At 63.9% G+C, this 10,512-nt stretch carries 13 protein-coding genes; 2 read left to right on the top strand and 11 right to left on the bottom strand.

Features of this window, described 5'->3' with window-relative positions; translation table 11 throughout:
* From GSQ79_RS06720 to GSQ79_RS06700, 5 genes are all read right to left on the bottom strand, one after another.
* A partial coding sequence (locus GSQ79_RS06720) for a TadE/TadG family type IV pilus assembly protein (protein ID WP_246725143.1) occupies positions 1-228 on the bottom strand: 228 nt, incomplete at its 3' end.
* A gap of 158 nt (positions 229-386) precedes the next feature.
* On the bottom strand, positions 387-1,190 hold the full coding sequence (locus tag GSQ79_RS06715) for an ABC transporter permease (protein ID WP_158807956.1): 804 nt from the start codon (positions 1,188-1,190) through the stop codon (positions 387-389).
* On the bottom strand, positions 1,190-1,921 hold the full coding sequence (locus tag GSQ79_RS06710; RefSeq protein ID WP_158807955.1) for an ATP-binding cassette domain-containing protein: 732 nt from the start codon (positions 1,919-1,921) through the stop codon (positions 1,190-1,192). The genes GSQ79_RS06715 and GSQ79_RS06710 overlap by 1 nt, the downstream gene beginning before the upstream one ends.
* On the bottom strand, positions 1,918-3,141 hold the full coding sequence (locus tag GSQ79_RS06705) for an ABC transporter substrate-binding protein (RefSeq protein WP_158807954.1): 1,224 nt from the start codon (positions 3,139-3,141) through the stop codon (positions 1,918-1,920). Before GSQ79_RS06705 ends, GSQ79_RS06710 begins: the two co-directional genes overlap by 4 nt.
* Entirely contained in the window at positions 3,134-4,111 is a 978-nt protein-coding gene (locus GSQ79_RS06700; protein WP_210253023.1) for a PQQ-dependent catabolism-associated beta-propeller protein, read from the bottom strand. The genes GSQ79_RS06705 and GSQ79_RS06700 overlap by 8 nt, the downstream gene beginning before the upstream one ends.
* A gap of 233 nt (positions 4,112-4,344) precedes the next feature.
* Between GSQ79_RS06700 and GSQ79_RS06695 the strand changes: the two genes are divergently transcribed.
* Entirely contained in the window at positions 4,345-5,253 is a 909-nt protein-coding gene (locus GSQ79_RS06695; RefSeq protein ID WP_158807953.1) for an ankyrin repeat domain-containing protein, read from the top strand.
* Positions 5,254-5,428: 175 nt separating this feature from the next.
* On the opposite strand, the gene GSQ79_RS06690 is transcribed toward GSQ79_RS06695, so the two are convergent.
* The 6 genes from GSQ79_RS06690 to GSQ79_RS28915 form a co-directional block, all read right to left on the bottom strand.
* Positions 5,429-6,010 (bottom strand): cytochrome c4, encoded by a 582-nt coding sequence (locus GSQ79_RS06690; RefSeq protein ID WP_246725142.1) that lies wholly within the window; start codon positions 6,008-6,010, stop codon positions 5,429-5,431.
* A gap of 81 nt (positions 6,011-6,091) precedes the next feature.
* A complete protein-coding gene (locus GSQ79_RS06685; protein WP_246725141.1) occupies positions 6,092-7,762 on the bottom strand; it encodes a PQQ-binding-like beta-propeller repeat protein in 1,671 nt (556 codons plus the stop codon).
* 396 nt (positions 7,763-8,158) lie between these two features.
* The gene (locus tag GSQ79_RS06680; RefSeq protein ID WP_158807951.1) at positions 8,159-8,485 is read right to left on the bottom strand and encodes a HigA family addiction module antitoxin; all 327 of its coding nucleotides are present in this window, start codon (positions 8,483-8,485) and stop codon (positions 8,159-8,161) included.
* Between the two features lie 54 nt (positions 8,486-8,539).
* Complete coding sequence (locus tag GSQ79_RS06675) at positions 8,540-8,818, bottom strand: type II toxin-antitoxin system RelE/ParE family toxin (protein WP_158807950.1); 279 nt, start codon at positions 8,816-8,818, stop codon at positions 8,540-8,542.
* A 242-nt stretch (positions 8,819-9,060) separates the two neighbouring features.
* Positions 9,061-9,918, bottom strand: a complete 858-nt coding sequence (locus GSQ79_RS06670; RefSeq protein ID WP_158807949.1) for a prephenate dehydratase — start codon at positions 9,916-9,918, stop codon at positions 9,061-9,063.
* 49 nt (positions 9,919-9,967) lie between these two features.
* Complete coding sequence (locus GSQ79_RS28915) at positions 9,968-10,228, bottom strand: hypothetical protein (protein WP_210253022.1); 261 nt, start codon at positions 10,226-10,228, stop codon at positions 9,968-9,970.
* Between GSQ79_RS28915 and GSQ79_RS06665 the strand changes: the two genes are divergently transcribed.
* Positions 10,227-10,512 (top strand): cytochrome c family protein (locus tag GSQ79_RS06665; RefSeq protein WP_368669926.1); only part of this gene is annotated, 286 nt, incomplete at its 3' end. The genes GSQ79_RS28915 and GSQ79_RS06665 overlap by 2 nt on opposite strands.

Genomic DNA, 10,512 nt, shown 5'->3' with positions numbered 1-10,512 from the left:
CATCGACTTGCCGCCGCGCACGTCGATGATGCCCTGAAGAACCGCCGCATCCGTTCCGGCCTGCAAGGCGCTGCGCTCCTTGACCGCCCGCGAATAGTCGATGCCGGCGCCGATCATGAGGATCAGCGGAAGCAGGGTCAAAGCGACGGTGATCGCCACGGTCGCGCGCTTATCCGCAGCGCCCTCCTTGAGAAGGGCGCCGATGCGCACCGCGATCGCGTTTTTCATTCGTGTCCTTGATTGACGGGAAAGCGCATGCGGCGCCCGTCTGCGCGCAATTTATGGCTGCATACTCCCCTTGTACCCTTAAGCGTCTCTGAATGAATTCGGTCGTTGTTTACGACAGCCCGCCGATATCGCCGTTGACCGCAGTCATTCCGCAATATTCAGACGTCGTCGCGGGCTTTGCGACCCAAAAGGCCTTTTTGCGGATCGTAACCGCGTGCAGCAAGGGCGAAGGACACAATACCGACACCGGCCGTTACCGCGAAGGCCGCCATGTTAAACTGGTTATAGGCGGCGAACCGCAGCAGCTCGACGATCGCCGTAAAGGGATTGAGCGTGATGAGCCAAAGGATCCAGGTCACGCCGCTCTCCTCGACCTTCCAGGCCGGGTAGAGCGCGGTCGAGAAGAAGAAGGCGGGGAAAATGACGAAGTTCATCGTGCCGGCAAAATTCTCCATCCGCCTGACGTATACCGTCAGCAGCAGGCCGACCGAGGCGAGCGTGAAACTTGCGAGAAACAGCGCCGGCGTCAGCGTCAGGGCCGCCCATGGCGGCATGTCGACGCGCAGAAGCGCGGCGATGGCGAGGAACACATAGGCCTGGATCACACCAAGCACGGCGCTCGCGACGAGCTTGGAAAACAGCACGAACCAGCGCGGCACCGGCGCGGTCAGCAGCAGGCGCAAGATGCCGGCCTCGCGATCGAACACTAGGGACAGCGAGGACTGCATGCCCTGGAACAGCAGCACCATCGCGAGCAGGCCAGGTACCATGTAGACGTCGTAGGTGATGTATTTTTGATAGGGCGGCGTGATCGAGATGCCCAGCACGTTCTGGAAACCCGCCGAGAAGGCGACAAGCCAGAGCGTCGGACGCACGATCGCCGAGACCAGCCGGCTGGTTTGATAGCGGAACCGCAGGAGCTCGCGAACGACGATGGCCTCGAAGACGGAGAACCACAGCATCACGCGGGCTCCGCGCGGGTGAGCGCGAGAAACGCCGCTTCGAGCGTCGCGGTGTTGGTCTGCACCGCAAGGGCTGCGGGCGTGCCGTCGGCGAGGACGCGGCCGCGATGCAGCACGATCACCTTGGCCGCCGCCTCGACCTCGTCGACGAGATGCGTCGACCACAGGATCGCCGTGCCCTCGTCCTTGGCAAGAGCAACGAGGTCGCGGACGAGATCGCGCCGGCTCTGCGTGTCGAGCCCGGCGCTCGGCTCGTCGAGCAACAGCAAGGGCGGGCGGGTCATCAGCGCCCTGGCGATCTCGATTTTTCGCCGCGTGCCGCCCGAGAGTTCGCGAACTTTCTGGCCGGCGAGATCGGCGATGCGGAACCGGCCTAGGGCAGCCGTTGCCTCGGTGTCCGCACGTTTGCCACGCAGACCGTGCAGTCCGGCGTAGAAGCGCAGGTTCTGCGCCACGCTCAGGTCGACGTCGAGCACCGCGGCCTGAAACACCATGCCCATCGCAGTGAGGGCCGGGATCGGCGCGCGCGCCAGATCGTGGCCGAAGATCGCGACGCTGCCGGCATCGGCGACGAAGAGGCCGGTCAGAATCTGGAACAAAGTGGATTTTCCCGCGCCATTGAGGCCGAGCAGCGCGGCGACCTCACCTGGTTCGACGGAAAACGACACGGCGTCGAGCGCTTTCGTTCGGCCGTATGACTTCGACAGGTCACGGATCGCAACGGCAGTCATCGCACCGCCGCCTTGCAGGAAAACTCCGGCGCGTCGGTGCCGAGCGTATCGAGCGGCGTCACGCGATGCAGAAACCCCTCGAGCGGCGCCATCTCGATCACCACGTCCGATGTCTGCAGCACGATGCTTTGACGAAACTGGTGGTCCCACGGACGGAACGAAGCTTCCATGCCTTTGGAGACGTCCATGGTGATCGCGTCATGCGCCAGCGCCGCCGCGACGGCCGGCCCGGTCAAGGCTTTGTGTCGCGCCGCCTCGACAACCGCGCGCACCGCGACCCAAGCCGCCCAATCATACTCCGTCATCGACCGATGAGCGCTGCGCTCGAAGCGATGGTTGACCTGCGGCGCCCCGAAACGATCGGACAAGGAATCCCAGGCCGTCGCGCGCAGCCCTTCGGTGCCGATCACCGGCCGCGGCCTTGCAAGTTGGTACGGCACGTAGCGGCCGAAATCGCCGCCCGTATCGGCGAGAAACAGCACGTCGTAATCGTCCGATCCCGTCAACAGCGTAATATTCGTCTGCGCACGCTTGCGGGGATCGTGACCGAGCACGAAGGCCTTTGTGTCGACGATCCGCGCTCCGAACTTTTGCGCCGACGTTTCGAAAGCATTGGCGAGAGCGATGTCGTCCGGCGCGGGACCGCGAAGGACCAAGACCTTGCGCCAGTTCTTCTGCACGGCGAACTGTGCCAGCGCGTCCGTCAGCATGCTCCTACTGGGTATGACATGATAGACGGCGCTTCCGCAGAGATCCTGCCGCAAGCTATCGGCGCGGTGGCGGATGTTGAAGATCGGCACGCTTGAGGCCGGCAGCGCCTTGACCAGCGCGACCATGTCGGCCTCCGGCAGGTCCGCAATGACGGCGGCCGGCGCGTCCGCGACGATGCGCTGCGCCTCGGCGGCGATCGGCCCGTCGGACTCCAGCGTCGTGTGGTCGAGATCGATCGTGATGCCCAGCGCGTGCGCCGTGGCGCGCGTGTCCTTGACGGCGAGTTCCGCCCCGGCGAAGGGCGAGGGTAGCGGCGGCCGGAACACGCCGTCGGCAGCCTGGATGTCGGCGTAGGCCACATCATCCGCGCGGGAGAGATAGAGGATTTTTACGGGTGTCGGTGCAACGCCCTCTTGCGCAGGAGACGCGCCGGTCCCCGCAAGGAGCGCGACGCAGGTTGCGATCCCCACGAAGACGCGGCGCAGCGGGAGACGGTTCACCTCAGTCATCGACGACGATCGCGTAAGGAGTCACGCCTACCGGCACCGCTTTCGACAGCTTGCCGCTCTTCGTGTCGACGATGGCGATGTCGTCGGACAGGCCGTTGGCGACGTAAAGTTTGCTCTCGTCGCGGTTGAGACGCAGGCCCCACGGCCGCTTGCCGACCAGAATGTAATCCGTCGCCTTGCGCGTGGCGACATCGACGACCGCAACATGGTTGGCCCGCCCCAGCGCGACATAGGCGCGCGCGCCGTCGCGTGTGATGACGATGTCGACGGGCGTGATCTCGTCATGGCGCAGGCCCGGCGGCGCGAATTCGACACGGCCGACGACGGTTTGCGTCGCGACATCGATGATCTCAACGATGCCGGCGATCTCGTCGGAGACCCAGACCTGCTTGCCGTCCGGTGTCGCCGCGAGACGACGCGGGCGCGATGCGGTGATGATTTCCTTCACCACCGTCTTGGCCGCGACATCGATGACCTGCACGAGATCAGCGGCCTCTGAGGTGACAAAGACGAAACGCCCGTCCGATGTCGCCAACACGCCTTCCGGCTCGTCGCCGACGGGATAGTGACCAGTAACCTCGCCGCTCTCGATGTTCAGCACCGTCGCCTCGGCATCGTCCTCGTTGGAGATGTAGAGATCGTGCCCGTTGGGGTGCAGCGCGAAGGTCTCCGGGTCCGGGACGTCGCGAAAGCGCTTCATCAGCTTGTGGCTCGCGACATCGTAGAGGGCGATGGTATTGTCGCCGCCGCAGGCGACGATCAGCCGGATATGGTCGGGCGTAAACGCCATGCCGCGCGGCCGGCCGCAGCTCTTGAAGGACGAGACGACGGAGTCGGTTTGGTCGAGAACGAAGATCTCGCTGGAGCGTTCGTTGGAGACGAAGGCGAGACCGGTCCCCGCAGCCTGCGCCGGGCCCGCGTCGATCAGGCCGAGCATCGCGGCGATGGCGTACATCCAAGTCTTGGGCAAGATCGGCAAAATCCTTGTCGCGCAAAATCCTTGTCGCGGATAACGCTGGGTGGCACAGAGCGCTTGCGTGTCGTATCAGGCGGCAGGCCGCGTGACGCGCATTTTCTGCAAGTGACGTGTCACGGCGACCCCTGGATTTGCGCCGCTTTGCGCCAGAACCACGCGCCGTCGCAACACGATACAGTCCACGTCGGCGTGAGCCGTGACGAGACGACAGAGGAGATCATCATCCCATGCGGTCACGCGCGCTCGCCATCTTGCTTCTATCCGCCACGACGTCGATTCCGGCATGGGCCGACAGCGGCACCTGCACGGAGCTCACGACCCGCTTCGACGCCCGGCGGGCAGAGCTCGCACCGCCGCAGATCAGCGCCGCCTTGTTCGCCGCCGCGGACGATGGCTGCGAGGACCTGGCCAAGAAAGTGCTCGCTTTCGGCGCCTCGGTTGCCGCCCGCGACCACGCCGGCGGGACGGCGCTGACCCATGCCGCGCGCAGCGGCGACGTCGCGGTCATCAAGCTGCTCGTGGCGCATGGTGCCGCCATCGAGCAGCAGACGGTCGCCGGCTCCACGCCGCTGTTCGTCGCCGCGGAGAGCGACCGGCCGCAAGCCGTGCAGGCCCTGATCGCGCTCGGCGCCAAGGTTAACGTGGCCGGCCGCGGCGGCGTCACGCCGCTGTCGGCCGCCGCCTACAACGGGCGGCTGAAAATCGTCGACGTGCTGCTGACGCACGGGGCAGACGCCAGCCAGCGCGACAACACCGGCAAGACGCCGCTGCTCTACGCCGCAGCGCGGGGTTTCAGGTCCGTGGTCGATCGTCTTCTGGCGACGGGCATCGACGTCAACGTCGCCTACGGCAACGATCTGACCGTGCTGATGTGGGCCGCTGGCCATGCCGACGATGTGCCGGTCGACGATGGCGTCGCGCTGGTGACGGCGCTTCTCGACAAGGGCGCGAACATCGATGCGCTGGATGATCGCGGTCGCACGGCGCTGATGACGGCGGCGGAGCGCGGCCACGACGAGATCGTGGCCCTGCTGCTGCAGCGCGGCGCCAAGGCGGATGTCCGCGACAAGGCCGGGCAGAGCGCGGCGGATCTTGCGACATCGACGACGTTGAAGGCGAAGCTGGCCGCGCGGTAAAAGATTGCCGTTGTCTTTCCGGGGCGCCGAAGGCGCGCCCGGAACCCAGGCGCACCGGCTATCTGGTCAGCCGCTGCGGTCCCGCGTCCGTCGTGATGGTCTTCGCGGCAAACCGGGTGTTCATGGGTCCCGGCTCTCCGCTACGCTTCGGCCGGGATGACGCTGCGGTGTGCGGTTACATCCCCGCGAGATAGGTCTCGAGCGCCGCAAGGTCGGACTCGGACGTCGCGCTGGCAAGGCTCGACATGCCCGGGTTGTTGCCGCGTTCGCCGCTGCGGAAATCGGCGAGCGTCTTAGCGAGGTAGTCGTGGTTCTGGCCGGCGAGGCGCGGCACGGAACCCGTGCCCTGATACTTGTCGAGGTGGCAGCCGGTGCAGCCGATCGAGCCGTTCGCCGTCGCCGCCTGCTTGGTGACCGCGTCGGAGGCCGACGGCTGGTTCAGGTTCGGCCACGGCTTGGCGGCAAAGTAGGCGGCGAGCGCCAGCATGTCGTCGCGCTCCAGCGACGAGGCGATGCCGCTCATGATCTCGTTCTTGCGGGCGCCCTTCTTGAAGTCGCGCAGTTCGAGATAGAGGTAGCCTTCCATCTGGCCCCAGATGATCGGCGTCACGGCGTTTACGGGCACGCCCTTTTCGCCGTGGCAACCGCTGCAGACCGCGGCTTTTTCTTCGATCGTGTCGGCGCGCACGGCACCCGACGTCAGGATGGCGCCGCATGCCGCCGCGATCAGCATCTTCGAGAGGATCTTCAGCGACATGACAGCAAACCTTCAAGGCATAACGAAAAGACGGGACGAGGCTATCAAGGCCCCGCCCCGGCATGGTCAGGCAGACGGCAATCAATCGACCGTAAAGGCGATGATCGAGTTGCCGCGCTTGTAGTCGAGCTGGGTGTTACCACCGGCGCCGACGACGATATATTGCTTGCCTTCGATGGCGTAGGACGAGGGCGGGGCGTTGACGCCGGCGCCGGCCTGGAAGTGCCAGAGCACGGAGCCGTTCTCGGCGTCATAGGCCTTGAACTCGCCGTTGCCTTCACCGGTGAACACGAGGCCGCCGGCCGTCGCCAGAATGCCGCCGATCATCGGCTGCGGCGTCTTCACCTGCCAGCGAATCTTGCCCGTGTTGTAGTCGACGGCGGTGACATTGCCCCACTGCTCTTCGGTCGGAATGACCTTGAACGCGCCACCGAGCCACAGCTTACCCGACGGATAGGCCGAGGACTGCACCTGATAGGTCATCGGCTGATGCAGGTTGATCGCGTAGGCCAGTCCCAGCGACGGGTTGGTGGCGATCGGCGACCATTCCACGCCGCCGTTGGCGCCCGGCAGCATGCGCGCGCCTTCCTTGGTCGGCAGCACCCACATGTTCTCCTGCGGCACCATGGCCTCGGAGTAGCGGATCAGGCTGCAGTCCTTGGCGTCGTGGACATAGACATGGCCGGTCTTGCCGGCATGCAGGATGCCCTTGATCGGCTTGCCGTCCTTGTCCGCGACGTTGGTGATGACCGGCGGCGAGACCGCGTCGAGATCCCAGACGTCATGCGGCACGTACTGGAAGTGGCAAACGTACTTACCGGTGTCGAGGTCGAGGGAGACCAGCGAGTCCGTATAGAGGTTGTCGCCGGGACGCTGGGCGCCATCGAGATCCGGAGACGGATTGCCGACGACAAAGTAGATGCGGTTGGTGTCGAGGTCGACGGCGGGGTTCTGCCACACGCCGCCACCGAGCGTCTTGGAGGGATCGCCGGTCTTGGCGAGTTGCGCCTTCTCGGCGGCGATGTCGCGGTGCAGGACGCGACCGGTCGGGTCTTTTTCCGCCCAGACTCCGATCGACTTGTCCGGAACGGTGTTGAAGGTCCAGACCAGCTTGCCGGTCAGCGCGTCATAGGCCTTGACGAAGCCCTTGATGCCGTACTCGCCACCGTTGGTGCCGATGAGTACTTTGCCCTTTACGACGGTCGGCGCCATGGTCTCGCTGTAGCCGTCCTCGGGATCGGCGATCTCGGTCTTCCACACGACCTTGCCGGTCTTGGCGTCGAGCGCGATCAGCTGGGAATCGAGGGTCGCCATGTAGACGAGGTTGCCGGAGACGGCGACGCCGCGGTTGTTCGGACCGCAGCAGAAGGTGGTGATCGGGCCCATCTTGGGGGTGAAGTGCCACATCTCTTCGCCGGTGCGCGCATCGAGCGCATAGACTTGGCTGAACGAGGTGGTGACGAACATCACGCCGTTGACGACGATCGGCGACGTCTCAAGCGATTCCTTGATCTCGGTCTGGAAGATCCATGCCGGGCGCAGCTTGGCGACGTTGCTCGCATTGATCTGGCGGTTTGGGTAGAAACGCTGCTGACGATAGTCCCCGTTCGTCTGCAGGAAGTTCGAGCTGTCAGTCGCGGCGCGGTTCAACTGGTCCTGAGTGACGACGGACATGTCGCCGTACTTCGAGGACGGCTTGGTTTCCGTCGCGGCTTTGATTTCCTGGGCCTGGCTGGCCAGGGGCGCGCTCAATGCCAAAACGGCTGCCAGAGCGAGTGGCGTTCCCAAAAATTTCAATGCGTCTACCCCTGCGGGTCCCGATCGAGCGATCTCGATAAAGTCGGGAAGATTGCACCATTGCAATCGGAATCGAAGGGGGTCAAGCGAACGGTTTGAACAGAAACAGTCGGCTCTACCAAAAAGCGATATTTTGAAGGTCAGATCGAGAATAACAGCCCATGTCGACAACTTGCTCAGCTGAATGGCAAACCGCAAAGGGCTGAAATTCCAGCGAATTGAGAGCTTTGACGGGCACGACAATCCCTCGGGCTGATGTTCGGCCATGCAGCATGGTCATCTATGACCTGTTGTCATAGCGGAGCTGACTGCCTGTCTCTTAACCGAGCGCGCCGTCGGAAATCGGGAAGCTTATGCCGGCTCGGTGATCTTGTGGCTCGGTATTTTGTCTAATTTGGAACCGATTTTCTTGGCAGCATGCCACAGGTCGAACGTCTCCTGCATCCGAATCCATATCGTCGGGCCGTTTCCGCAAAACTTGCCAAGACGAAGCGCCATCTCGGGAGAAATTCCAGACTCCTCGGCGAGGACGCGGTGAAGCTGCTGGCGCGTGACGCCGAGTTGCAGCGCCGCAGCGGTCACCGTGATATTGAGGTGCGGTAGGACATCCTCCCTCAAGATAGCGCCCGGATGCGTAGGCGCTCGGTTCGGGCGCTCGGCGATGATAATGTCGTCCATACTGGTCTCCCGGCCGTCTCTGCGCGCCGTGCGCCGAAAGGCGATAGGGCTCGGTCAGTGGTACTGCTCGAAGTCGACACGACAGGCGTCAGGGCCGTCGAACTCGAAGGTAAGACGCCAAGGTCCATTGACGCTCACCGCGTATCGGATCGGCTTGAATCCTTTCAGCGCATGAAAGCCCCACCCGGGAATATCCATATCGCTCGGTACGCTCGCATCACCCAAGGCAGAGAGCTGTCGGCTGATGCGTCCATGGAACGGCCGCGGAATCTTGGCAGACCTAGCGGTCGCAAAGAGCTCCGCAAGGCCCTTGTTCTTGAACGACACAATCATCTTGCTTCCTAGCGGTAAGCGAGCGCAAACCGTAGCAAACCCAAGAGACGTGTGTCAATTTACAGGTTACATCCCATGTGAGAGATATGATCTGCCACTTTCTTTGTCAACTGGAGCAAAGGATCACCAAAGGATTTCTATCGGATGGTCTCAGGACGCGCAAAGGATCGAGACCTGAATCCTTTGGCGAACACCCACAAATATGATTTGAAAAAGCCCGCCGTCGCCGTGTCTGACAACCCCTACTCCGCCTCGAACTGCGCCAGGATCCGATCGGGATGCGCGGGATAGACGCCGAGCACACGGATCTCTTTGCAGAAGAAGGCGAGCTCCTCGAGGGCCCGTGACAGGCGCGGGTCGTAGGGATGCCCGTCGACGTCGGCCAAGAACTGCGTCGCGGTGAAGGCCCCCTCGACCATATAGCTTTCGAGCTTGGTCATATTGACGCCGTTGGTGGCGAACCCGCCGAGCGCCTTGTAAAGCGCGGCCGGCACGTTGCGAGTCCGGAAGACGAAAGTCGTGACAACAGGTACGGCGCCGCCCTTCGGCCATTCCGGCGTGTGCGACAGCACGACGAAGCGCGTGGTGTTGTGCTTCTCGTCCTCGACGTCGGCGGCCAGCACGTCGAGCCCGTAGATTTCGGCGGCGAGGCGTGGCGCCAGCGAGGCCCGCGTAGGGTCGCCCCAGGCCGCGACTTCGCGGGCCGAGCCCGCGGTATCGGCGGTCACCACCGCCCGCAGGCCGCGCTCGCGGATGATGCGCCGGCATTGCCCGAGTGCATGGACGTGGCTGTAGACCGAGGTCAGCCCCTCGATCGGCGCGCCCTTGAGCCCGAGAAGCTGGAAGCGGATCGGCAGAAAATATTCGGCGACGATGAACAGGCCCGAGGCCGGCAGCAGCGTGTGTATGTCGGCGACGCGTCCGGCGATCGAGTTCTCGATCGGAATCATCGCCAGCCCGGCGCGGCCTTCCGCCACAGCGGCCAGCGCGTCCTCGAAGGTTGCGCAAGGCAGCGGCGTCCAGCCGGGATAGGCGTTGTTGCAGGCGATGTGGGAATTGGCGCCGGGTTCGCCTTGATAGGCGATGAGTTTATCGGTCATGGGCGGAGGAGATCTCTGTCTTTTGGGCTGTTCGGACGTTGCGTCAGGGCTAGACTTCATCTTGCTTGGCAAGGCTTATTGCTCCGGTCGCGTTTAGCACAGCCGTTTCGTGAAAAGACAAAAAGAAGCAGGGCGAGACAATTGCCAGCGCAACGGGAAAACGGCTAAGCAGCGACGGGCTTTGGGCGGAGGTCCCGTCCTTGTTTTGGCAGCGCGCATAGCGCCGCAATTGAGGGCGGTGACGAACAATGTTCTCATTCGAATTCAATAAGATAGCTGGAGCCATTTTGGGCGCCTGCGTGTTCGCCATGGGCCTTGGCATCGTTGCGGACGCCATATACAGCAGCGGCAAGCCGGCCAAGCCCGGCTACGAACTTCCCGAGCCGAAGGCGGTGGCCCCGACGGGTAAACCGGCCGACGCCGTGCCGCTGCCGGCTCTCCTCGCCAAAGCCGACGCGGCCAAGGGGCAGGCCGACACCAAGGTCTGCCAAGCCTGCCACAACTTTGAGAAGGGCGCCGGCGTCAAGGTGGGGCCGCCGCTTTATGGTGTTGTCGACCGGCCCAAGGGGTCGGTGGCCGGCTTCGAATATTCTG

Origin of the sequence: Beijerinckia sp. L45 (genome assembly GCF_009765775.1) — a bacterium.
GTDB lineage: Bacteria > Pseudomonadota > Alphaproteobacteria > Rhizobiales > Beijerinckiaceae > RH-AL1.
The sequence above is the reverse complement of the archived record's forward strand: the minus strand, read 5'-3'. Positions and strand labels throughout refer to the sequence as shown.

What these genes read in the sequence shown, in the direction of transcription:
- GSQ79_RS06680 (WP_158807951.1), bottom strand. Translation starts at nt 8,485, where the DNA reads ATGGACGACATTATCATCGCCGAGCGCCCGAACCGAGCGCCTACGCAT.
- GSQ79_RS06695 (WP_158807953.1), top strand. Translation starts at nt 4,345, where the DNA reads ATGCGGTCACGCGCGCTCGCCATCTTGCTTCTATCCGCCACGACGTCG.
- GSQ79_RS06670 (WP_158807949.1), bottom strand. Translation starts at nt 9,918, where the DNA reads ATGACCGATAAACTCATCGCCTATCAAGGCGAACCCGGCGCCAATTCC.
- GSQ79_RS06690 (WP_246725142.1), bottom strand. Translation starts at nt 6,010, where the DNA reads ATGTCGCTGAAGATCCTCTCGAAGATGCTGATCGCGGCGGCATGCGGC.
- GSQ79_RS06715 (WP_158807956.1), bottom strand. Translation starts at nt 1,190, where the DNA reads ATGCTGTGGTTCTCCGTCTTCGAGGCCATCGTCGTTCGCGAGCTCCTG.
- GSQ79_RS06675 (WP_158807950.1), bottom strand. Translation starts at nt 8,818, where the DNA reads ATGATTGTGTCGTTCAAGAACAAGGGCCTTGCGGAGCTCTTTGCGACC.
- GSQ79_RS06705 (WP_158807954.1), bottom strand. Translation starts at nt 3,141, where the DNA reads ATGACTGAGGTGAACCGTCTCCCGCTGCGCCGCGTCTTCGTGGGGATC.
- GSQ79_RS06710 (WP_158807955.1), bottom strand. Translation starts at nt 1,921, where the DNA reads ATGACTGCCGTTGCGATCCGTGACCTGTCGAAGTCATACGGCCGAACG.
- GSQ79_RS28915 (WP_210253022.1), bottom strand. Translation starts at nt 10,228, where the DNA reads ATGGCGAACACGCAGGCGCCCAAAATGGCTCCAGCTATCTTATTGAAT.